This window comes from Halomicrobium mukohataei DSM 12286, assembly GCF_000023965.1.
Lineage (GTDB): Archaea > Halobacteriota > Halobacteria > Halobacteriales > Haloarculaceae > Halomicrobium > Halomicrobium mukohataei.
Genome location: NC_013202.1, coordinates 309,844 through 331,596, shown reverse-complemented (window position 1 = coordinate 331,596; position 21,753 = coordinate 309,844). Strand labels below are relative to the sequence as shown.

Here is a 21,753-nt window from a genome sequence, read left to right as displayed (position 1 = left end):
CTTCACTCTGTCCGTCGATGCGGGATCACAGCCGCTTTCGGGGTCGAGTGTGTACGATCGCGAGCTCGACTGCGAGAGACATCACACTCTGGCCCCGACGGAGTAGTGTCGGCCCGTACCGGATCGACCACACGACGACGTTCGGCCGCCGGGAGTACGACGTCGGGGCTCCGCGTCAGGAGATCAGGACCACGCTCGCGACCGCCAGTCCGATGCCGACCACCTTCGAGGCCGACAGCGGTTCGTCGAGCAGCGTCACGCCGATGATGGCCGCGACGACGAAGTAGAGTGCGGTGATCGTCGTCGCCGTTCCCACCCCGCCGTTCTCCAGCGCGAGATAGTACGCGAGCGTTCCACCGCCGGCAAACAGGCCGCCAGCGAGGCTCAACGCCACCACCGACGCCGAGATGTCGAACCCCGCTCCGGTCGTCGCCGAGTAGCCGACGACGAGGACGGCGGCGAAGCCATACGAGAGCAACAGGACCGGTCGGTGGCTCGACCGCGACATCGCGAGCTCGACGAACACCGCCCACAGGCCCCACGAGACCATCGCGACGGCGGCGTAGCCAGTCGAATCCAGAGACATACTCGGATGTTGTAATCCCGTTACTTAACGCTCACTCTCTGTTCGAGACGGTGCTGTCGCGGTGATCGACCCGTCAGACTGGGACGCCGCGGTCGTCTCGCCGGGCGACCGCGTGTGGTCGTACAGCCGCTTGAACAGAATCGGGGAGAAGCGCGGTTCGAGTAGCTCGGGTGGCGTTCCCGCCTGGCTCTCGCCCGAACTGCGCGTCCGTTCGAGCACGCCGTCCGTCGCCAGCTCTCGGAGGAACCGCCGCACCGTCCTCGTCGAGAGGTCGATCGGGTCCCGGTCGGCGATCGCTGCCGCCGCCGCGTCGACGGTCGGATGGCGGTCGGGGTCGAGCGCGACGAGCTCTCGCAGGACCGACAGACAGTCCGCCGACAGCGCGAACACGCGCGTGAGCGAGACCGCTTGAGTGGGCACGTCCGCGATGCCGGTGGTGATATGTGTGTCCTCGATCTGCTCGCTCTCTGCCCGCAGGGCGGCGTCCGCGGCGACGAACAGCGCCGCGAGCGCGTCGTTCGCGTCGCCGTCGGCCCACTCGGCGAGACGCTGGGCGTGCTCGTGGCCCAGCGCGTGCTGGCCGAGTGCGTCGTCGGCGCGGGTCATGAGAACGTCGACCAGCGTGCTCGTCTCGTACGGCGTGAACTCGATCGCGGCCGGCGGCGTCCAGTCGAGGGCTGCTGGCGGCGACCGGCCGACACCGACCCAGCCGACGTCTGCGGTCAGCCGGTCGAACAGCGTCGCCACTCGCTCCGGGGTCACGTGTCTGGACGCCGTGAGGTGATCGACGATCGGGACGACCGGTCGCTCCGCCAGCACCGCGTCGAGTTCCTCTCGGACCGCCTCGATGCCGACGGCCCGCTGTGGTGCCGGCTCGTCTGTGAGGCGGTCGAGCACTGTCGCGTAGAACTCGAACCCGCTCGCAGTCCGGTGGGTATCGACGTAGACGAGTTCGGGGACCGGTGGGGAGTGAGTGCCTGCGGTCGTCCGAATCAGCTGGCCCAGCGGGCGCGGGTGTCTGTCGAGATGGTGAACCAGCGCCGCCAGTATGGCGGACTTGCCCGTCCCTCGCTCTCCCCACACGTACGTGTCCCGGGGGAGTTCACCGGCGAAGATCGGGTCGAGCTGATCGAGGACGAGCTCCAGCAGTGGGCCGCGGCCGGTCGGCTCCGCCAGGTGAGTCGTCGGCGACAGCACCGCCCGGTCGACGACGCGCTGGGTCCCCGCCTGACTGCGATACCGCCGCTGGATGCGGTCTTCGAAGTTCATCGGTCGTTTCCACGCTTGGGCGGCCGGTCGCCGCCGCTCCGGGACGACGCGGGCCGCGGTAGCGACCGCTGTGGCTCGCTGCGCTGTCCACGACGGCTGTGGTGTCGGGACGGAGCCGTCGGCTGTTCCCTGTTCGCGTCTGTCTGTCGTCTCGTGTGGTCTGTCATGCGTAGATCGGTCTCTATCGGGGCTCGCTGTCCGTCCGCCGGCCGCTTTCGGCCACCGCCGTCGCGAGCGCTCACCGTCGGTCCGCTGGCGGCGATCCGTCGACCGGGGCGGAGTGTGCGTCGGGTGACTGGTATATTGGTCTCCCGAGACAAACATAGACAAAGGTTAATATATATCCATACTGATAGCGGCAGTGTATGAGTCAAAAATACCGCCGCCGAGCAGCTTTACTTCCGGGGCCCCTCCGAAACCGGGGGCTCCGACGGCGTTCGTTGCGACGTTCGGACGCCGACGCGCCACTCTGGATCGAACGGTCGAACGACGAGCGGGCGTCTCCGAGCCGGAGTGATCGCGGATAGGGACCATGCTGGAACCACTGACAGACGCCGCCGGAACCGTGCTGTCCGTCCTGCAGATCGGCGGTCTCGACGGCCAGAGCTTCGCCTTCGAACAGATCAGCCCCGAAGTCGTCCAGTTGGGCCTCGCGGTTCTGCTGGGGATGTTCCTCGGGCTCGAACGCGAGTGGTCCGAGAAGAACGCCGGGATTCGGACGTTCGCGCTCCTGACGCTTCTGGGTGCGATCCTCTCGATCACCGGCGAACCGCTCTTGCTCGTGGCCGGCGCGTTGCTCGTGATCACGATGAGCGTCCTGCTGGCCGTCCAGAGTCTCCTCAGCTCCGCGTCCGAAGCCAGTCTCTCGTTGACCACGTCGGCCTCGATGTTCGTCGCCTACGGCGTGGGGATCCTCGTCACGCAGGGCTTTCTCATCGAAAGCGTGACGATCGCCGTCCTCTCGTCGCTGTTGCTCGTGCTCAAGCGAGAGCTCCACGAGTTCGCGTGGGGACTGTCCAAAGAGGAGATGCAAAGCGCCACCGAGTTCGCGATCCTCGCGTTCGTCGTCTACCCGCTGTTGCCAGACGAGGCGTTCGGTCCGTGGAACGCCATCGAGCCCAGAACGGTCTGGCTGCTCGTCATCGCGGTCAGCGGGATCGGGCTGGTCAACTACGTGCTGGTCAAGCGATACCGGGGCCGCGGGTTCATTGCGACGGGCTTTTTCGGCGGTCTCGTCAACTCGACTGCGGTGATCGCCGAGATGGCACAGCGGGCGAAACAGCAGCCGTCGCTGCGCAGCCTCGCGGTCGGCGCGATCCTCATCAGCAACGCCGCGATGGCGTTTCGCAACGCACTCGTCGTCGTCCCGTTCATGCCCGAGACGGCGCTCATCGTCGGCGTTCCGCTCGGTGCGATCACCGTCACCGGTATCGGGCTGTCGCTGTTCGTCAGCGATCTAGACCAGGACTTCGAGGCCCAGCTCACCTCACCCTTCAGCCTGCGGAACGCGCTGGTGTTCGGTGGCCTGTTCCTGGCGGTGCTCGTGGTGTCTGCGGGTGCCGAGGCGACCTTCGGCGCGAACGGGTTCCTCACCACTTCGTTCCTCGCCGGCCTGATCTCCAGTGGCACCGCGACGGCCACGGCGGTGACGCTCGTCGCGACCGACCAGATCAGCAGCGACCTGGCGATTGCGGGCGTCATCGCCGGGACGCTGGCGAGCATCCTGGTGAAAGTCGTCTTCGCTGCGACGATCGACTGGGACCTGGTTCGGCCGGTGATGATCTGGAACGTCGTCCTCATCGCCGTCGGCGTCTTCTTCGGCGGCATCGTGATTCTGTTCCTGTAGCGGTCCGCCTCCCGGACGACGCTTTGCTCGCGGCGCTGTGACAGAGACGGATCGACTGCCGCGGACGGTCGACGCTCCGCTCTGGACGATCTATACCCAACAATACCCGAACGTATCGGTTCGTTGCCCGATAGAATCACCGCGCCGATAGGGGACTCCTATTATAAATCCATTTACTACCATCCCGCCCACTCTCGGGTGATGACAGCATCGTCGGCGTTCGCCGTCGTACCGAGTCGCCCGAGTCCACGGACGTGATCGATCTATGACAACTCTACAACACCATCTGTCCCGGTTCGGTCCGCAGGCATCGTCGACGCAACCTCCCACCACTGGCCCAGTAACTGGTAGCCAGCGGGGTAATTGGGACCTAAACGATCGAACATGAATGATAAACCTACCAAAGAATTATATTCTATTACTACAACTCTGGGGGTGGAGATGAAGAAACCAACTCGCAGAGACTACGTTAGAGGAGTCGGTGCAGCAACAATTGTCGGACTCGCAGGCTGTTCCGGAGACGGCGGCGACGGCGGTAGCGACGGCGGTGACGGCGGCAGCGACGGCGCTTCGACCGGCGACAGCGGCGGAAGCAGTGACGTGACGTTCGACTTCTGGCACATCCACGGTGACGAGCTCGGCGAGACGCTGAGCCAGTTCGCTCAGGAGTTCTCCGAGGAGACAGACGGCGTGACGGTCAACGCGGTCAACAAGGACGGCTACCGCCAGAACCTCAACCAGTCCCTGCAGGCCTCGCGAGCCGGTGACCCACCGGGCGTCGCCCAGATCTTCGAGATCGGGACACAGCTGTGTCTCGACAGCGGAGCCTTCACGCCCATCGAGCAGGTCATCCCCGACGGTGCGGTCGACTTCGACGATCTCCTCCCGTCGGTGTCGAGCTACTACCGCATCGACGACGAGCTCAATTCGATGCCGTTCAACTCCTCGAACACGATCATGCTGTACAACAAGACGGCGTTCGAGGAGGCGGGACTGGATCCGGAGGATCCGCCACGGAGCCTCTCCGGCGTGCGCAGCGCCGCAGAGACGATCGTCGACCAGACCGACATGGAGGCCGGCATCTCCTGGCCGAACCACTCCTGGATGCAGATCGAACAGCAGTTCGCGAAGCAAGACCAGGTGCTGCTCAACAAGGAGAACGGTCGCGCCGGTCGTGCCGACAAGACCTACTACAACAGCGAGGCCGGTCGGAACGTCTACGAGTGGTGGAAGGGCATGGCCGACGACGACCTGTACCTGAACCCGGGTATCGAGGCGTGGTCCGAGGCACGACAGGCGTTCCTCACGGGCCAGGTCCCGATGCTGTGGGACTCCACGTCGAACATGGTCTCGATGAAGGCCGGTGCCGAGGAGAACGGTTTCGAACTCGGGTCGGCGTACCTGCCCGCACCGGACGGTGCCAACAACGGCGTCGTCATCGGCGGCGGCTCGCTGTGGGTGCCCGACGCCCTCGCAGACGAGAAAAAAGAGGCCGCCGGCAAGTTCATCGCCTACATGGTCCAGCCCGAACAGCAGGCCCGCTGGCACCGCAACAGCGGGTACTTCCCGGTGAGTCAGGGTGCCGTCGACCAGCTCGAAAGCGACGGCTGGTTCGAGGAGAACCCCGACTTCCGTACGGCCTTCGATCAGTTGCAGGACACCAAGGACTCGCCCGCCACGCGTGGCGCGGTCATGGGCGTCTTCCCGGAAGCGCGGAGTATCAACACGGAGATCTCGGTCAGTATCCTCAACGGTGACGTCGGCGTCGAAGAGGGCCTCTCGGAGATGGACACCCAGGTCCAGGAGACCCTGTCGAGCTACTCCGGCAACTACAGCGGAGAGGAGTAACCGCGAGCGCGAACTTTTATTGCTCAACTATGGCAGAACAGACGAAACCATTCGATTCCAAGCTCCAGGCAGCGGCGCTGCTACTGCCGACGATCGTCGTGCTCGTCGCGTTCCTGTACTACCCGTCACTGGAGACGTTTCGGCTGAGCCTGTTCGAGTCGGCGTTCCTCGGACAGGATCTCAGGTGGACGGGCATCGGTAACTTCGTGGAACTGGCCACGTCGTCGACCTACCGCAACAGCTTCGTGGTCTCTGTCCTGTTCGCGGGCGTCGTCGTGATCGGGACGCTGGTGTTGTCGCTGTTGATCAGCTACATGCTGTTCGACGTCGACCTCGGGTCGTCGTCGTACCTCGTCGCGGCGATCTGGCCCTACGCGCTCCCGCCCGCCGTGGCGGCGATCCTGCTGAACTTCCTGCTTCACCCGAACCTCGGGATCTTCACCCACTACCTCGAGCTGTTGACCCCCTGGACGCTCGACTGGTTCAACAGCGGGCCACAGGCCTTTGCCGTGCTGGCGATCGTCGCCATCTGGAAGCAGCTGGGGTACAACATCATCTTCATGGTCGCCGCGCTCAACAACATCCCAGAGACGCTGACCGAGAGCGCTCAGCTCGACGGAGTCGGCCGGCTCAAGATGCTGTACAAGGTGTACGTACCGCTGATCTCGCCGACGATGATCTTCCTCGTCGTGATGAACACGATCTACTCGTTCTTCTCGACGTTCCCGCTGGTCGATCTGATGACCAGCGGTGGCCCGAGCGGGGCGACGAACCTGTTGATCTTCAAGCTGTACCGCGACGCGTTCGAGTTCAGTAACTACGGGCTGGCGTCCGCCGAGTCCGTTATCCTGTTCGCCCTCGTGGCGATCCTGATGTACATCCAGCTCAGGGCCACCGAGGGCCACGCACAGTACGGAGCGTGACTACGATGGCAACTACAACGGAAACAGACTCAACGCCCGTCGACGAATCACGGACGATCAGCCAGCGACTGCCCGACAACCTGGCGATGCACGTCGGGATCATCCTCTCGATCGTCGCGATGGCGGCCCCGCTCTTGCTCGCGATCATCATGAGCACGCAGACGACCTCCGAGGTCTACGAGGTGACGAACCTCGGCCTGGGGAGTCAGGGGCTGTCGAACTACCAGACGGTCCTCTCTGAGTACCAGTTCACCACGTACCTGCTCAACTCGTTCGTGATGAGCATCATCATCGTCGTCGGCAAGGTCGGTATCTCGCTGCTGGCGGCGCTGGCGCTGGTCTACTACGAACTCCCCTACGAACGTGCGGTGTTCATGTTCATCCTCCTGACGCTGCTGTTGCCGGTACCGGTCCGTATCGTCCCGCTGTTCCAGCTGATGGCGGACCTGGGGTGGACGAACACGATGCTCGCACTGACGGGTCCGTACATCGCCAGTGCGACCGCCGTGTTCCTGTTCCGCCAGCACTTCATGTCGATCCCGAGTTCGCTGGTCGAGACGGCCCGGATGTCCGGAATTGGACCGGCCACATTCCTGTTCAAGGTCCTGATCCCGATGTCGAAGGGGATGATCGCCGGCGTCTGTGTCATCACCTACATCTACTCGTGGAACCAGTTCCTCTGGCCCCTCGTCGCGGTCAACGACAAGAGTTCGCAGGTGGTGCAGGTCGGGATCAGCTACCTTCAGGGGTCGGCACAGGCCGGACTGACGCCCTGGGGCCTGATCATGGCGGGTGCCTGTATCGCCCTGCTGCCGCCACTGCTCGTCTTGATTGTGCTTCACCGGCCGCTCCTGCAGACGTTCGCTGTCCAACGGAAGTGATTACTATGGCAAGGATACAACTCACAGATCTCGAGAAGCAGTACGACGACGTACTCGCAGTCAAGGGTATCGATCTGGAAGCACAGGACGGGGAGTTCCTCGTGCTGGTCGGTCCGTCGGGGTGTGGCAAGTCGACGACCCTGCGGATGATCGCGGGGCTCGAAGACATCACGTCCGGGACCCTGCGGATCGACGACGAGGTCGTCAACGACGTGCCGCCGAAAGACCGGGACATCGCGATGATGTTCCAGAACTATGCGCTGTACCCCCACATGACCGCCGCCGAGAACATGAAGTTCGGCATGAAGTCGGTCAGCGACTTCTCCAGCGATGAGATCGACCAGCGCGTCGAGGAGGCCGCCGAGACACTCGACATCGCCGACCTCCTCGACCGCAAGCCAAAGGAGCTCTCCGGTGGGGAGCGCCAGCGCGTGGCCATCGGCCGGGCGATCGTCCGCGAGCCGGAGGTGTTCCTGCTCGACGAGCCGCTCTCGAACCTGGACGCCAAGCTCCGGGTCCAGATGCGCGCCGAGCTGCTCAGGCTCCACGAGGAGCTCGACTCCTCGACGGTCTACGTGACCCACGACCAGACCGAGGCGATGACGCTGGGCGATCGCGTCGCCGTCCTCGACGCGGGCGAACTACAGCAGGTCGCGCCACCGCAGGAGCTGTACGACTTCCCGGCCAACCGGTTCGTCGCGGAGTTCATCGGCGAGCCGGCGATGAACGTGTTCCCCGTGGACGTCCACGAGCGCAACGGACACTACGTCGCCGACCACGCCGGCTTCAGCATCTCGCTCCCCGACGGCGAGGGGCTCGACACCGCGAGCGACTCCTCGGTGTCGATGGGCGTTCGACCGGAGGACATCTCGCTGGCCTCGAACCTGCCCGACGACGCCGAGACGTTCGCGGTCGAGACCACGGTCAGGGAACCGCTCGGCGAGCTGCTGTTACTGCACTGCCAGCTCGGCGACGACGAGATCCACGTCAAAGTCGAGCCACGCAGCGAGATCCAGCCGGGCGAGACCATCGAGGTCGGGTTCGACGAGGACCGTCTCCACCTCTTCGACGCTCGATCGGGCGACGCGCTGTATCACTCGACGGCTCCGGAAGCGACGAAGTCCGAACCGGTGGTCACGGAGTAACACGATGTGGCCGACATTCGCGAACGGTGCCCCGTGTGCGGACGCGCCAGCAGCCTCTCTCACCGCAGGCTGGCACGACGGAGCGAGTCCCGCTCGCCCGCTCTCTCTCCCGGTGGGACGGCGCGGACTCGTCCGGTCGGGGCTCGGAGGTCTCGCCACGCTCCTCGCGGGCTGTACCGGGGGATCGGGTCACGGAACCGAGACGGCTTCGCGCACTCGGGAGGACGACGTTCGGCTCATCGGTCACCGCGGCTGTGCCGACCAGTACCCCGAGAACACGATCTTCGCCGTCGAGCAGTCCGCACCACACGTCGACATGATCGAGTTCGACGTACAGCGGTGTGGCTCCGGTGAACTCGTCGTGTTCCACGACGACGAGCTCGACCGGCTGACCGACGCGACGGGACCGGTCGCGACGACCGACTGGGAGGAACTGCGCGAGCTCACGATCCTCGACTCCGAGGAGACCATCCCGCGACTCTCGGCGTTCCTGTCGGCGGTCCCGTCGGACACGGCGGTCAACATCGAGCTCAAGCACGACGGCATGGCAGCGGAGGTCGTTAGCGCCGCCGACGAGTGCGACAACGAGGTCCTCTTCTCGTCGTTCTCGCCGGACGCGCTCCGCGAGGTTCGCGAGCGCGACGACGCCGCCGCACTCGCCTTCCTCGTCAGTGACGCCCCGGAACGGAGCCTCTCTTTCGCCGACGAGATGGACTGCGTGGCGGTCAACCCCGGCGTCGACCTCGTTCTCGACACCGACTTCGTCGAACGGGCACACGCCGAGGGGTTCGAGGTGAACACGTGGACCGTCGACGACTCGAAGACCGCGAGACGACTCGTCGACGCGGGCGTCGATGGACTGTTCGTCGACCGGTGGGACCTCCTGACGGAGTGATCGAGGCGGTCGGCTGAACGGCCGCGACGACGCCCCGGCCCCGAGTCGCGAACCTCGCAGGATCGCTCACGGTACGAACCGCAACCGCGAACCATCCGCAGTCCCCTGTTCTACAGCGCCCTGCACCCGTCCGAAACCGCGTCGAGTCGCCGCCACTCTGTTCGGGAGGGCCGAACGAAACCGTCGTAACAGCCCCGCGTCGTCGGCAGTTTCCCCGCCCGTCGCGTCGAGCGCCCGCGGCCGACCGCTCGCGAGCCCCGCGAGACGATGCCCGATATCTGCGGTCTCGACGGTTCTACTGTGGGACGATGAGGAAACGCTCGCTGTCTCTCGGTACCGCTCTCGGCGTTCGCGACACCGCGACGTTCGCGACTCCCAAACGCAATTCCGTTCGACGAGTTCTCTGCGAAGCGGCGGGAACGAAACAATCCCGTATCAACGGTACTCGTGTTATTCTATTGTCGAAACAGTGTGATTATTCCTGATGGACTCCGTGCGTCGTCGCTGAGACGACCGCCGGTCACCGAACGACGGCAAATCGTTTGCGAGAGACGAACCCATACTCTCTACCGCTCGACACCTGGCCGGTCTGGCCTCCGACACGGCACTACTGTACAGACGCACGACCGACGGCATCAGGAGAACTGCGCGTTGATCTCGATGACGTTGGCCGACCGCGTCACCAGGTTCGGGAGTTCGTCTTCGTACAGCGGTCCGCTGAAGCGACTGGCCGGCCCGGAGATGCTGATCGCGCCCATCACTTCGTCGTTCATCGTGATCGGGGCGGCGACACAGCGCAGGCCCTCGATGCGCTCTTCGCGGTCGAAGGCGTAGCCGCGCTCGCGTATCCCTTCGAGTTCTTCGAACAGCTCACTCCGGGTGGTGATCGTCGCGTCGGTGAACCCCGGCAGTCCGTGCTCGTCGACGATCGCTTCGACCCGGCTCTCGTCCATCCGTGCGAGCATCGCCTTGCCCAGCGAGAGACAGTGGAGATGCGCCCGGTTGCCGACCGACGACGCGGTCTGGACGGCGTCTTCGCCCTCGGTCTTGTAGATGTACACCGCCTTTCCGTGCTCCTCGGTGGCGAACTGCGCGAGCTCGCCACACTCCTCTGCCAGATCGTCCAGCTCCTTGCGCACCACGTCGTAGATCTGGAGACGGCCTTTGACCGTCTCGGCGAGGTCGAGATACTGGAGACTCAGCCGGTACGTGCCGTCGTCGTTCACGACGTACTCGTTGTCGACGAGCGTCGCCATGTGTCCGTGGACCGTCCCTTTCGATCGGTCCACCGCGTCGGCGATCTCCGTGATCCCGGCGCTCTCGACCGACTGGAGGAACTCGATGATGTCCAGGCTCGTCTGTACCGCGTCCACCGTTCGGGACTGGTGCTCGCTGGCCATGCCCGGCTGTACAGGCCAGTGGTATATAGTCGTTCGGCTAGTGCGAACGATTGGGGGCGTTCGTGGTAGCCAAACGGATCCGGGTCGGCGACGGGGGGCAACGACGACCGCGTCTCACAGGGAAAAGGCTATACGGTTCTCGCCGAAATCCGGGAGTACGATGGTCGCAGTCGATTACATGGCCCACCAGGAGCAGTACAGTCCGTCGGAGCTACTGGCGTTCTCCGAGCTCGCTGCGGCGAACGGGTTCGACTTCATCTGGACGTCGGATCACTTCCACCCCTGGTTTCACACGGACGCGGAGGCGGGGTTCGCGTGGTCGTGGCTCGGGGCGGCGATCGAGCGCGTCGATCTCCCGGTCGGGACGTGCGTGACGCCGGCAGGCGAACACTACCACCCCGCGCTCGTCGCCCAGGCCTTCGCCACGCTCCAGTCGATGCACGACGAGCGGGTCGTCCTCGGGCTCTCGACCGGCGAGGCGATGAACGAGAAACCGCTCGGACACGAGTGGCCCGACTACGGCGTCCGGCGCAACCGCCTCGAAGAGACCCTGGAGATCGTCCACGGCCTCTGGGAGAACGACGGCTTCTACAGCTACGAGGGCGAGCACTACGAGGTCGACGACGCCCGCCTCTACACGATGCCCGACGAACGACCCGAGGTACAGATCGCGGCCAACGGTCCCAGCACGGCGTCGCTGACCGGCGAGTACGGGGACGGATTCATCACGGTCAAGACCGGCGAGGAGTACACGGAACGGATGTACCCGGCGATCAGGCGATACGCGACGGACGCCGGCCGAGACCCCGACCAGATCGAGACGACGCTGCTCGTGATCGCGTCCTACGACGAGGACCGCGAGCGGGCCCGCGAATCGACCCGTCCGTGGTGGGCGACCACGCAGGACGTCTTCGACCGCGCGCTGGCGAACCCGAAAGAGATCGAGCGCGAGGGGGAGAAGGCCACGCGCGAACAGGTCGAGGCGAAGTTCCTCATCGCCGACGACCCCGCCGAGATCGCCGGCCAGCTCGAAGCGTACGCGGAGATGGGCTTCGACCGGATCGCGCTCGGCAACACCAGTCCGGAGCCGGAACGGTTCTTCGAGGTGATGGGTGACGAGGTCATCCCGTCGCTGTGAGCGTGACCGGGCCGTCCGCTTTGAGGTACGTTTAATAATTGGGGTTCCGTCAGTACGGACGAGATGTCTCGAATGAACGGTGGCGAGATTATCGCCACGTATCTGGAGAAGGAGGGCGTCGAGTACCTCGTCGGGATTCCCGGCCACGGGAGCACGAACCTGCTCGACGCCTTCAACGACTCCGACGTATCGGTCGTCCAGCCGCGTCACGAGCAAGGTGCCGCCCACCTCGCAGACGGGTACGCCCGCGTGACCGGCGAACCGCTGGCCGTCTTCACCTCGATCGGCCCCGGTGCGACCAACACGGTCACCGGCGTCGCGACGGCCTACGTCGACTCGATCCCGATGGTCGTCTTCACCGGCGCGCCACAGACCCACGAGTACGGACAGGGGATCCTCCAGGAGATCGAACGCCAGAAGCCCGGCGACTTCCCGAGCGTCATGGAGCCGGTCACGAAACAGAGCTTTGAGGTCACCTCCGTCGAGCACCTCCCCCGCGTGCTCCGGCGGGCCTTCCAGATCGCCCGCTCCGGTCGTCCGGGGCCGGTTCACGTCGACGTTCCGATGGACGTACAGGGCGCTGTCGCCGACGTGACGCTGCCCGAACCCACCAAGCACCGCCCGCACAGTCGCCCCGGTGGCGATCCGGAGACCGTCTCGGAGGCCGCGACGCTGCTTGCCGAGGCCGACCGGCCGGTGATCGTTCCCGGCGGCGGGACGATGCTCGCGGAGGCCTGGGACGAGGTGCAAGCGCTGGCCGAACACCTCCAGGCACCCGTCGTCCCGACGTTCCAGGCCAAGGGGATCATCCCCGAGGACCACGACCTGTTCGTCGGCTACGCGGGGTGGATCGGCTCGACGGCCGGGAACGAGCTGGCGTCCAACGCCGACACGATCCTCGCCGTCGGCTGTCGCTTCACCGATATGCACACCTCGTCGTTCGAGGCGGGCGTCAGCTTCGAGATCCCGCCGAGCAAGCTGATCCACGTCGACATCGACCCCCAGGAGATCGGGAAGAACTACCCCATCGAGGTCGGCATCCAGGGCGACGCGAAGGTGGTCACTCGCCAGCTCACCGAGCAACTGCGCGAGCGGATGGAGCCGGTCTCGACCGAAGACAACGACTACTACGCGGAGATACAGGAGCTGTGGGACGAGTGGGCCGCGATGGTCCAGGAGCGCTGGGACGACGACAGCGTCCCGATGAGCATCTCCCGCGTGCTGGCGTCGCTGCGCGAGGTGTTGCCCAGAGACGGCGTCGTCGTCTCCAGTGCCGGCCAGCCCCAGGAGACGGTCAACCCCGAGTTCCCGGTGTACGAGCCCCGGACGAACGTCTCCTGTGGCGGCTTCTCGACGATGGGCTTTGGCGTCTCGGCGGCCATCGGTGCCAAACTCGGCAAGCCGGACAGCCCCGTCGTCGACGTCGAGGGCGACGGGAGCTTCCTGATGTGTAACCAGGAGGTGGCCGCGGCCGTCGAACACGGCGTCGACGTGACCTACCTGGTCCTCAACAACCGTGGCTGGAAGTCGATCCGGAACCTCCAGGTCGACAAGTACGGCTGGGACCGCGTCCTCAACACGGAGTTCGACGAGGACTCGGGGGTCGACTACATGGCGATGGCCGACTCGTTCAACCTCGGCTACGCCGAGCGCGTCGTCAAGCCCGAGAACCTCGACGCCGTCCTCGACGACGCGATCGCCCACGACGGGCCCGCGATGGTCGAGGCGGTCGTCGAGCCAGACAACCCCGACTCCGGCGCGATCGTCACCGGCGAGTGGGACCTCGCGGACCTCGAAGAGTAAGCCGCGGCCGCTCGCTGCCGGCGGTCCCGGCTCTGGAACGTCGCTGTCGTAACATCTATGTGGTCTCGTCCTGACTCCATCAACGCATGACACGCAAGCACGAGCAGCCCCCAGCAGCGACTGCGATCCCCGACGCCGTCCGGAACTACGTCGGCGGCGAGTGGGCGTCCGGGTCGGCGGATGGCCAGCCGGTCGTCGATCCGGCCACGGGAGAGCGCCTCGCCGACGTACCGTTTTCCAGCGCCGACGACGTCGACCGAGCGGTCCGGACGGCCAACGACGCCTTCGAGGAGTGGCGGCGAACGCCACCGGTCGAGCGGGTCCAGTACCTCTTCGACCTGAAACACGAACTGGAAGCGCGGGAGGAACAGATCGCGCACGCGCTCTCTCGGGAACACGGCAAGACCGTCGAGGAGGCCCGCGGGGAGCTCCGCCGCGGGATCGAGAACGTCGAAGTCGCCACCGGCATCCCGAACATGCTCCGCGAGGCCAGCGGGACCGTCGAAGACGTCGCCGTCGGGATGGACGAGACGGCGGTCCGCCAGCCACTGGGGACCTTCGCCGCCGTCACGCCGTTCAACTTCCCGGCGATGATCCCGCTGTGGTTCCTCCCCTACGCGGTCGCGACGGGGAACACCTTCGTCCTCAAGCCCAGCGAGAAGGTGCCGCTCACCGCACAGCTCATCTTCGAGGCGATCGAGGCCGTCGAGTTCCCCGACGGCGTCGTCACTCTCGTCAACGGCGGCGTCGAGACGGTCGACGCGCTGCTGGAACACGACGGTATCGAGGGAGTCTCGTTCGTCGGTTCGACGCCGGTCGCTCGACACGTCTACGAGACCGCCGCCCAGCACGGCAAGCGCGTCCAGGCCCAGGGCGGCGCGAAGAACTTCGCGGTCGTCACGCCGTCGGCCGAACTCGACCGGGCGGTGCCAAACATCGTCGGCTCGGGCTACGCCAACGCCGGGCAGCGCTGCCTGGCCAACGACGTGGTCGTCGCCGTCGGTGACGTGTACGACGAGCTGCGTGGAGCCCTCGTCGATGCGGTCGAGGACCTGACCGTCGGACGCGGCCTCGACGAGGACACCGACGTCGGCCCGCTCATCACCGGCGCGTCTCGCGAACGGGTCACGGAACTGATCGCCGAGGCCGTCGCGGAGGGCGCGGAGGTCGTCGTCGACGGACGCGGGTTCGAACACCCCGACTACCCCGACGGGAACTTCCTGGGGCCGACGCTGCTGGCGGGCGTCACGGCCGACATGGAGATCGCCCAGACCGAGATCTTCGGCCCGGTCCTGTGTCTCGCCGCCCGGCCGTCGCTGGACGACGCCATCGAGATGGTCAACGGCACGGAGTACGGCAACGCCTCCTCGATCTTCACCGAGGACGGCGGCGAGGCACGCCAGTACCGATACGAGGTCGACGCCGGCAACATCGGCGTCAACGTCGGCGTCTGCGCGCCGATGGGGTTCTTCCACTTCGGGGGCACGAAGGAGTCGTTCTTCGGTGATCTCCACGCGCAGGGCGAGGACGCCGTCGCCTTCTACACGGACAAGACGATCGAGATCGAGCGCTGGTACAGCTAGTCCGACGCTGTCCGCCTCGAACGCCGACGTTCGAGCGCGCCGACCGTTAGTCCTGTTCGGCCGGCGTCGTCTCCGCGAAGGCGTCGTCGTATCGGTCGATGGCTTCGTCGACGCCGTCCATCAGCAGTGCGACGTCTTTCCCGGCGATGAGGAAGTCGTGGCCCTGCTCTACCCGTGTGTCGATGTCGTCGAGGTCGGTGACCAGCGTCCCGACCGGAACGTCCGCGTCGTTCCCGGCCTCGATGACCGACGCCATGGCCGTCGTGAGCGACTGGGAGTCCCACTCCGCGAACTTCCCCAGCGCCCCCGAGAGGTCTGCGGGGCCGACGAACAGGGCGTCGACGCCGTCGACGGCGGCGATCTCGGCGGCGTTTTCCAGTCCCTCCTCGGTCTCGATCTGTGCGATCGTGAGGAGCGTCCCGTTGGCGTTCGCGACGTACTCCTCGAAGTTCCGGCCGTACTCTGTCGCTCGGCTGCCCGCGATCCCCCTGATCCCGTCGGGCGGGTATCGTACTGCGCGGACGAGCTCGCGGGCTTCCTCGGCCGTCCCGACCATCGGGACCATGACCCCGGCGACGCCGATATCGACGACGCGCTTCAGTCGGACGGGATCGTTCCACGGGACCCGGACGACCGTCTCCGTCTCGCCGTCGGCGGCGTCGACACTCCGTGCGATGCTCTCGACGGTCTCTAAGCTCATCGTCGTGTGCTCCATGTCGACGAGGAGGAAGTCGATGTCGAGCTGTGCTATCGCCTCTGTGATCGTGGGATGGCCGACGGAGATCCACGTCCCGAGCGGCGACTCTCCGGCCTCGATTGCGTCTTTGACGTGTGTCATTTGTGGGGATGACACAGCGACTCCTGGGCACTCGCCGGTCGCTGTGCCGTGTGTCTTCGTCTCCTCTCTGGGACGCCAGTGCAAATAAATCACGGGGTCGCGGACGGGGCCACCCGGTCTATCGGAAGTTATAACACCGACTGTCCGGATACGGCGTATATGCGATTTGGTATCATCGGGTGTGGCACGATCGCTCAGATCATGCACATCCCGTACGTGACGGAACTGCCCGATCTGGAGCTGTACGCGCTGGCCGACCCCGCCACCGAGCGGGTCACGACGCTGGGCGAGCGCTACAACGTCTCCCACCGGTACGAGTCGGCGGACGAGATGATCGCCGAACGCGGCGACGAACTCGACGCCGTGATCGTGTTGACGCCGCCGAGCCAGCACGCCGACGTGGTCGAGACGACGCTGGGCGCGGAGATCGACACGCTCGTCGAGAAACCGCTCTCGGTCTCCGTCGCGGACGCCGACCGGATGGTCTCGGCGGCCGAGGCGGCCGACGCGACCGCGATGGTCGCCTACAACAAGCGCTACGCGCCCGCCGTCGAGGCCGCCCGCGAGGAGATCGCGGCACTCGATCGGGTCGACAAGATCACTGCCTACGACGTGGACCCGAACCACGGGCGCAACATCGAGGCGGTGTACGATCTCGTCGACGGCGCGGTCCCCGAGTCGGTCGTCGAGACGACCCGCGAGAAGCAACTCGCCGACAGCAAGCAGGTGATCGACAGCGACGACGACGAGCTGGCCGACGACTACCACTGGCACCTCGAACACATCTGTCACGACGTGAACCTCCTGCGGGGGCTGTTCGGCGGCGTCGAGTCGATCGACCACGTCGACCTGTACGCCGACGGACGGTACGCGACCGCGAACCTCGTCTACGAGGGCGGCCGGCGGTGTACGCTCGATTCCGGGCTCTCGGACCGCAAGTGGTTCGAGGAGTTCGTCCGCGTCGATTCGCCGACGGGGATGATCGAACTGTCCTTCGACGACCCGTTCATCCGGAACTCGCCGCCGTCGGTACGGGTCAAGCGCGGTACCGACGAGATCTCCGACGAGACCCGAACGCCCGCCTACGAGGAGAGCTTCAAGCGAGAGGTCGAGCACTTCGTCGCCTGTATCCGCGGCGACGCCGAGGTCCGGACCCCCTTCGAAGAGGGACGGGCCGACGTGCGCCTGATCGCTGATCTGTTCCGACAGATCCAGGGAGCGCCGCTGCTGGGCGATTACTGACGCGAGACGGACCGAAACCACTAAGCGAAACCACACGTCGATACACGACAACACATGTACGAAGACTTCGCATCGACGCTCGCAGCGACGATGTGGGCCGATTTCGACGAACAGCCACGCCGGGCGGACGGTCCGCCGGGCGAGATCACCGACGTACAGACGGTGGTCGTCGACGGCAACTTCCCGTGGACGATCGTCACCGTCGAGACCAGCGAGGGGGTCACCGGGATCGGAGAGTGCTACCCGTCGCCGGGCGTCCACGAGGTCATCACCGACTACCTCCGACCGGTGCTGGTCGGCGAGAACCCGACCGACGTCGAGCGGCTGTACAACCTCATGCGCGAGAGCCTCTCCGGGCGCGGCTCACAGCAGGGGATCGGGACGATCGCGATCAGCGGCGTCGAGATCGCGCTGTGGGACGCCACGGGGAAACTCCTCGACCAGCCGATCTATCAGCTTCTGGGCGGCAAGCTGCGCGAATCGGTCGCCGTCTACGCGGACTGTCACGCTGGCGAGGCGATGGTCGAGTCCGCCAGGGAGGGACAGGAGGCCTCGACGTACGATCCCCAGGCCTACGCACGGGCGGCCCGCGGGGCCGTCGACGACGGATTCGACATCGTGAAGTTCGACCTCGACGTGCCCTCCGGCCGGGAGATCGACACGCTCTCGCGGCACTTCGACCCGCCGGAGATCGAACACAAGCGCCGCGTCGTCGAGGCCGTCACCGACGAGATCGGACACGACGCCGAGGTCGCGGTCGACCTCCACTGGAACTTCAGTCCCGAGACGGCAGAGCGACTCTGTCGCGCGATCGAACCGTACGATCTGGCCTGGATCGAGGACCCGCTCCCGCCGGAGAACACGGACGCGATGCGGGAACTGAAACGCCGGGTCGACGTGACGCTGTTGACCGGCGAGAACCGCTACGGCCGTCACGGCTTCCGCGACCTGGTCGCAGAGCAGGCCGTCGACTTCCTCGCTCCGGACGTTCCGAAGACCGGGGGCATCGCCGAGACCAAGAAGATCGCCGAGCTGGCCGAGACCTACTACCAGGCGCTCGTCCCCCACAACATCGGTAGTCCCGTCGCGACCGCGGCGACGGTCCACGTCGGTGCGACGGTCCCCAACTTCGTGGCCCTGGAGTACCACGCCCGCGAAGTCTCGTGGTGGGACGACCTGCTCGTCCGCGACGAGCCGTTCATCCGCGACGGCCGCATTCGGGTGCCCGACGGACCGGGCCTCGGCGTCGAACTCGACTGGGACGCCGTCGAGGACCACCGAAAGCACTGATCGGCGCTATCGTCCGTCGGCCGCTCTCTCGACCGACAGCTCCCTCCAGCGGTCGATGTTCTCCTTGGCGTGGACGAGTGGCTTTTCGGTCTGGTTCTCGATCTCGATCGTGTAGTGGCCCTCGTACCCCGCCGCGTCGAGGGCGTCCGCGAGCGCCCCGAACGCTACGACGCCGTCGCCGAGGTCCGTGAACGACCGGAAGTAGTTGATCACGTTGTCCAGGTGGAAGTCCCCGTCGGTGAGCGCGTCCCGGTTGTCGGCGAACCCCTGACCGGGAGCGACGTCCTTGAGGTGGACGTACGCGATGTCGTCGCCGAACCGCTCGACGGCGTCGGTCACGTCGCCCTCGGGGAAGTGGTCGCTATACGGGTAGTAGTGTGCCGTATCGAAGAGCAACTCTAGCCCGTCGACGGCGTCGAGGTAGTGGCGGATCTCCGACGGCCGTTCGACCGCCGTCGCGCCGTGGTGGTGGACGACCGGACGCAGGCCGGCGTCCAGCGCCGCGTCGCTGACCCGGGTCAACCACGCCTCGACCGTCGCTTCGTCGTGTCGCCCTCGCTGTGGCGGGAGCAAGCCGAGGAACTCGGCACCGAGATCGGCGATCGTCGGCACGTCTTCGACGATCCGCTCGACCGCCTCGTCGCTCTCGATCCACTCGCTCATCACGCAGTACAGCTCGACGTCCGCGTCGGCGAGCCACCGCTTTAGCGTCGCGGTGTCGTTGTCGCGGACCTTCCCGAGGCCGATCTCGATCCCGTCGTACCGACAGGCACTGACGTCGCTGATCGCGGTCTCGACGTCTGTCGGGTCGTACATCATCGCCGTGTATCCGGTACCCATGCGTCGAGCTATCACGACTCGCCGAAAAATAGCTTCCGACTGATACTGCTGGCTGTAACTGTTTCAAGATTTCGCGACCACGAGGTCGCGATATGCTTCACAGACGTACAGCCGGCAGTATGAGACGACGGTCTGTCGCTCTCGCTGCCGTTCGGTGGTGACGAACGCAGATGGCCCGCTGTTGGCCGTCTCCACCGGGTTCTGGACTCGTGGGCCCGCGCTTCGGGCGTTCGCGCTGTTCTCCACGACAGCGGTGTTCGGGAAAGACGAACAATACGAGCATAGATTTCTCTGGCGACGCGGCCGACTGCTCGCTTACATAACGACCGTATTGTTGTTATCTGAACGCCGCCGACGAGTGGTCTGTTATAGTAGCCATCGAAAATCAATGCACACCCGATCGCACGACGGCAGTGCGATCGGTGTGTAAATCGTTTCAATTGTTACTATACCGCCTTCTCCGAACGGGTCGTCGGTCCCGCTCCTCGGCTGGAAGCGCGCTTCAGGCGTCGGTTCACGGAACCGCTGGCAATCTCTTCTGTTCGGCCTGACCGAACGGTATCGAGCGAAGACCGTTCCCCATCGATCTCCGCGAACGCCCGTCGACCGGTCGACGCCAGCGTTCCGGGCTCGCACTGACCGATCGCGTCCCGCTCTGCCTCTCCTTCTCGTTTGGACACTCCAAACGCACGCACCTACGGTGGATTCGGAACCCATATCTCTGCTTTGTAGACAGAATAGCTGGTCTACGACCAAAAACTCTAATGAAGGGCTCGAACTCTTCACCTGTTTCATTCTCTCACTCTAGCACTCCGAAATAGGATGTAAATGAGGTTGGAAAACCGAAGCTACTGTCGATACCGCCCGAATCGTGTGTCGAATGGTATACTCGACGAACAAACTCTGGCGTAGTTCCTACTGACGTGATCCCCGTTCCGTCGAGCCGGCCAGGTACCGCGCTCTCGGCTCACGGCAGTCTCCCCGCTCAGCGGTCGAACAGCCACAGCGCCGCCGTGAGTCCGGTCGCGCCGATCAGCGCCGCTGCCAGCAGCCCGAACGCGACTTGGAAGTTCGCCACGTCCGAGAGCCAGCCGACGATCGCCGGGGCGACCGCGCCGGCTCCCATCAGCAGCGTTCGGACGACCCCGAGGCTCCCGCCGGCCACGTCCTCGGGGACGACAGCCATCAGGTACGCACCCCTGACCGGCCGATATCCGTGTGCTCCCAGGCCGAGCGCGACGACGGCTCCGCCCAGCGCGAGCGGTCCGCCGGTCGCCGAGAACACGAGGACTGCGACCAGTCCCGCGGTGGCGACGGCGAGTGTCACCACCAGCATCGGTGCGGTCCCGACGCGGTCGCTGGCCTCGCCAGTCACGAGCTGGACGAGCGAGACGACGAAGAGCGCGCTAAAGAGGAGGTTCGCCGTCGCCGCTGTCAGCGCTGTCTCGTCGGCGAGATACAGCGGCAGAAACGCGACCGTTCCGTTGTAGGCGAACGAAAACAGGATCGTCACGGCGACGAACCCGGCGAACTGCCATTCGCGGAACATCGTGAGGTAGTCGCCGACCGCGACTCCATCGCCGGTCGCGTCCGTCGCCGTCGCATCGTCGTCGGCCCGCGACGAGAGTCGCTGGGGCACGCGACGGACGAACAGCGCCGCCAGCACGATTGTCGCGATCCCGCCAGCCAGAAACACCGTTCGCCACGGCGCGCCCGTGAGTAGTGAGACGCCACCGACGGCGACGACGGCGGCCGGCGCGGCGACGCCGCCGAAGGCCCCGACCGTGTCGAACACGCCCAGTGCGCGCCCTGTTCGGTCTGGATAGACCCCCGAGAGCAACCGAACGGCGACGGTCTTGTATGCGCCCGTCCCTGCCCCCATCAGCACCATTGCGCCGGCCAGCACGGCGAAGGGTGCGTCGACGACGAGGACGAGCGCGCCCGTCGCCGCCAGCGCCGCCCCCGCGGCGATCACCCGAACGGAGCCGAGCCGGTCGGCCAGCGCACCCGATGGAAACTGCATCGCGGCGTAGACGAGCATGAACCCCGTGAATGCGGTCCCGAGCACCGTCCGCGAGACGCCGTAGCTCTCGCCCAGCGTGCCAAAGAGCGGCGGGAAGGCGTATCGCAGGAACTTCCCGATGAACCACAGCGACGCCGTCAGCACGAGCGCATCGAAGCGGGCCAGTCCCCGGAGTCGCGTCGCGAGTGTCACAGTAGGCTCAA

General features: G+C 65.7%; 17 protein-coding genes. 11 read left to right on the top strand and 6 right to left on the bottom strand.

Going from position 1 to position 21,753, the window contains the following annotated elements; all coding sequences use genetic code 11:
• Positions 1-175 precede the first annotated feature (175 nt).
• Entirely contained in the window at positions 176-586 is a 411-nt protein-coding gene (locus HMUK_RS01555; protein WP_012807865.1) for an EamA family transporter, read from the bottom strand.
• A 24-nt stretch (positions 587-610) separates the two neighbouring features.
• Positions 611-1,855 (bottom strand): AAA family ATPase, encoded by a 1,245-nt coding sequence (locus tag HMUK_RS01550; RefSeq protein WP_012807864.1) that lies wholly within the window; start codon positions 1,853-1,855, stop codon positions 611-613.
• Positions 1,856-2,387: 532 nt separating this feature from the next.
• On the opposite strand from HMUK_RS01550, the gene HMUK_RS01545 reads away from it, so the two are divergent.
• The 6 genes from HMUK_RS01545 (at position 2,388) to HMUK_RS01520 (ending at position 9,393) form a co-directional block, all read left to right on the top strand.
• Positions 2,388-3,701, top strand: a complete 1,314-nt coding sequence (locus HMUK_RS01545) for an MgtC/SapB family protein (RefSeq protein ID WP_012807863.1) — start codon at positions 2,388-2,390, stop codon at positions 3,699-3,701.
• A gap of 441 nt (positions 3,702-4,142) precedes the next feature.
• Entirely contained in the window at positions 4,143-5,549 is a 1,407-nt protein-coding gene (locus HMUK_RS01540) for an ABC transporter substrate-binding protein (protein ID WP_012807862.1), read from the top strand.
• A gap of 29 nt (positions 5,550-5,578) precedes the next feature.
• Positions 5,579-6,472: a carbohydrate ABC transporter permease gene (locus HMUK_RS01535; RefSeq protein ID WP_012807861.1), complete on the top strand. Its 894-nt coding sequence runs from the start codon at positions 5,579-5,581 to the stop codon at positions 6,470-6,472.
• A 5-nt stretch (positions 6,473-6,477) separates the two neighbouring features.
• Positions 6,478-7,353 carry a carbohydrate ABC transporter permease gene (locus HMUK_RS01530; RefSeq protein ID WP_012807860.1) on the top strand — a complete coding sequence of 292 codons (876 nt, stop codon included), beginning with the start codon at positions 6,478-6,480 and terminating at the stop codon, positions 7,351-7,353.
• Positions 7,354-7,358: 5 nt separating this feature from the next.
• Positions 7,359-8,498 (top strand): ABC transporter ATP-binding protein, encoded by a 1,140-nt coding sequence (locus HMUK_RS01525; RefSeq protein WP_012807859.1) that lies wholly within the window; start codon positions 7,359-7,361, stop codon positions 8,496-8,498.
• A 4-nt stretch (positions 8,499-8,502) separates the two neighbouring features.
• On the top strand, positions 8,503-9,393 hold the full coding sequence (locus HMUK_RS01520; protein WP_012807858.1) for a glycerophosphodiester phosphodiesterase: 891 nt from the start codon (positions 8,503-8,505) through the stop codon (positions 9,391-9,393).
• A gap of 635 nt (positions 9,394-10,028) precedes the next feature.
• Here the strand turns inward: HMUK_RS01520 and HMUK_RS01515 are convergent.
• Positions 10,029-10,793, bottom strand: a complete 765-nt coding sequence (locus HMUK_RS01515; RefSeq protein WP_012807857.1) for an IclR family transcriptional regulator — start codon at positions 10,791-10,793, stop codon at positions 10,029-10,031.
• A gap of 160 nt (positions 10,794-10,953) precedes the next feature.
• Here HMUK_RS01515 and HMUK_RS01510 point away from each other — a divergent pair, with 160 nt between their 5' ends.
• From HMUK_RS01510 to HMUK_RS01500, 3 genes are all read left to right on the top strand, one after another.
• The gene (locus HMUK_RS01510; protein ID WP_012807856.1) at positions 10,954-11,931 is read left to right on the top strand and encodes a TIGR03557 family F420-dependent LLM class oxidoreductase; all 978 of its coding nucleotides are present in this window, start codon (positions 10,954-10,956) and stop codon (positions 11,929-11,931) included.
• Between the two features lie 72 nt (positions 11,932-12,003).
• Positions 12,004-13,734 carry a thiamine pyrophosphate-binding protein gene (locus HMUK_RS01505; RefSeq protein WP_012807855.1) on the top strand — a complete coding sequence of 577 codons (1,731 nt, stop codon included), beginning with the start codon at positions 12,004-12,006 and terminating at the stop codon, positions 13,732-13,734.
• An 86-nt stretch (positions 13,735-13,820) separates the two neighbouring features.
• Positions 13,821-15,317 carry a CoA-acylating methylmalonate-semialdehyde dehydrogenase gene (locus tag HMUK_RS01500; RefSeq protein WP_012807854.1) on the top strand — a complete coding sequence of 499 codons (1,497 nt, stop codon included), beginning with the start codon at positions 13,821-13,823 and terminating at the stop codon, positions 15,315-15,317.
• A gap of 46 nt (positions 15,318-15,363) precedes the next feature.
• Here HMUK_RS01500 and HMUK_RS01495 read toward each other — a convergent pair whose 3' ends face one another.
• A complete protein-coding gene (locus HMUK_RS01495; protein WP_012807853.1) occupies positions 15,364-16,155 on the bottom strand; it encodes an HpcH/HpaI aldolase family protein in 792 nt (263 codons plus the stop codon).
• A 159-nt stretch (positions 16,156-16,314) separates the two neighbouring features.
• Here HMUK_RS01495 and HMUK_RS01490 point away from each other — a divergent pair, with 159 nt between their 5' ends.
• Together HMUK_RS01490 and HMUK_RS01485 are read left to right on the top strand one after the other, a co-directional pair.
• Positions 16,315-17,397: a Gfo/Idh/MocA family protein gene (locus HMUK_RS01490; RefSeq protein ID WP_012807852.1), complete on the top strand. Its 1,083-nt coding sequence runs from the start codon at positions 16,315-16,317 to the stop codon at positions 17,395-17,397.
• Positions 17,398-17,451: 54 nt separating this feature from the next.
• Complete coding sequence (locus HMUK_RS01485) at positions 17,452-18,687, top strand: mandelate racemase/muconate lactonizing enzyme family protein (protein WP_012807851.1); 1,236 nt, start codon at positions 17,452-17,454, stop codon at positions 18,685-18,687.
• Between the two features lie 6 nt (positions 18,688-18,693).
• On the opposite strand, the gene HMUK_RS01480 is transcribed toward HMUK_RS01485, so the two are convergent.
• Positions 18,694-19,527 carry a sugar phosphate isomerase/epimerase family protein gene (locus HMUK_RS01480; protein ID WP_012807850.1) on the bottom strand — a complete coding sequence of 278 codons (834 nt, stop codon included), beginning with the start codon at positions 19,525-19,527 and terminating at the stop codon, positions 18,694-18,696.
• Between the two features lie 985 nt (positions 19,528-20,512).
• Positions 20,513-21,742, bottom strand: coding sequence for an MFS transporter (locus HMUK_RS01470; protein ID WP_012807849.1), 1,230 nt, complete (start codon positions 21,740-21,742; stop codon positions 20,513-20,515).
• Positions 21,743-21,753 lie beyond the last annotated feature (11 nt).

Bases quoted from the DNA above. Each gene is read 5' to 3' on its own strand.
- HMUK_RS01555 (WP_012807865.1), bottom strand. From the start codon at position 586: ATGTCTCTGGATTCGACTGGCTACGCCGCCGTCGCGATGGTCTCGTGG.
- HMUK_RS01550 (WP_012807864.1), bottom strand. From the start codon at position 1,855: ATGAACTTCGAAGACCGCATCCAGCGGCGGTATCGCAGTCAGGCGGGG.
- HMUK_RS01545 (WP_012807863.1), top strand. From the start codon at position 2,388: ATGCTGGAACCACTGACAGACGCCGCCGGAACCGTGCTGTCCGTCCTG.
- HMUK_RS01540 (WP_012807862.1), top strand. From the start codon at position 4,143: ATGAAGAAACCAACTCGCAGAGACTACGTTAGAGGAGTCGGTGCAGCA.
- HMUK_RS01535 (WP_012807861.1), top strand. From the start codon at position 5,579: ATGGCAGAACAGACGAAACCATTCGATTCCAAGCTCCAGGCAGCGGCG.
- HMUK_RS01530 (WP_012807860.1), top strand. From the start codon at position 6,478: ATGGCAACTACAACGGAAACAGACTCAACGCCCGTCGACGAATCACGG.
- HMUK_RS01525 (WP_012807859.1), top strand. From the start codon at position 7,359: ATGGCAAGGATACAACTCACAGATCTCGAGAAGCAGTACGACGACGTA.
- HMUK_RS01520 (WP_012807858.1), top strand. From the start codon at position 8,503: ATGTGGCCGACATTCGCGAACGGTGCCCCGTGTGCGGACGCGCCAGCA.
- HMUK_RS01515 (WP_012807857.1), bottom strand. From the start codon at position 10,793: ATGGCCAGCGAGCACCAGTCCCGAACGGTGGACGCGGTACAGACGAGC.
- HMUK_RS01510 (WP_012807856.1), top strand. From the start codon at position 10,954: ATGGTCGCAGTCGATTACATGGCCCACCAGGAGCAGTACAGTCCGTCG.
- HMUK_RS01505 (WP_012807855.1), top strand. From the start codon at position 12,004: ATGAACGGTGGCGAGATTATCGCCACGTATCTGGAGAAGGAGGGCGTC.
- HMUK_RS01500 (WP_012807854.1), top strand. From the start codon at position 13,821: ATGACACGCAAGCACGAGCAGCCCCCAGCAGCGACTGCGATCCCCGAC.
- HMUK_RS01495 (WP_012807853.1), bottom strand. From the start codon at position 16,155: ATGACACACGTCAAAGACGCAATCGAGGCCGGAGAGTCGCCGCTCGGG.
- HMUK_RS01490 (WP_012807852.1), top strand. From the start codon at position 16,315: ATGCGATTTGGTATCATCGGGTGTGGCACGATCGCTCAGATCATGCAC.
- HMUK_RS01485 (WP_012807851.1), top strand. From the start codon at position 17,452: ATGTACGAAGACTTCGCATCGACGCTCGCAGCGACGATGTGGGCCGAT.
- HMUK_RS01480 (WP_012807850.1), bottom strand. From the start codon at position 19,527: ATGGGTACCGGATACACGGCGATGATGTACGACCCGACAGACGTCGAG.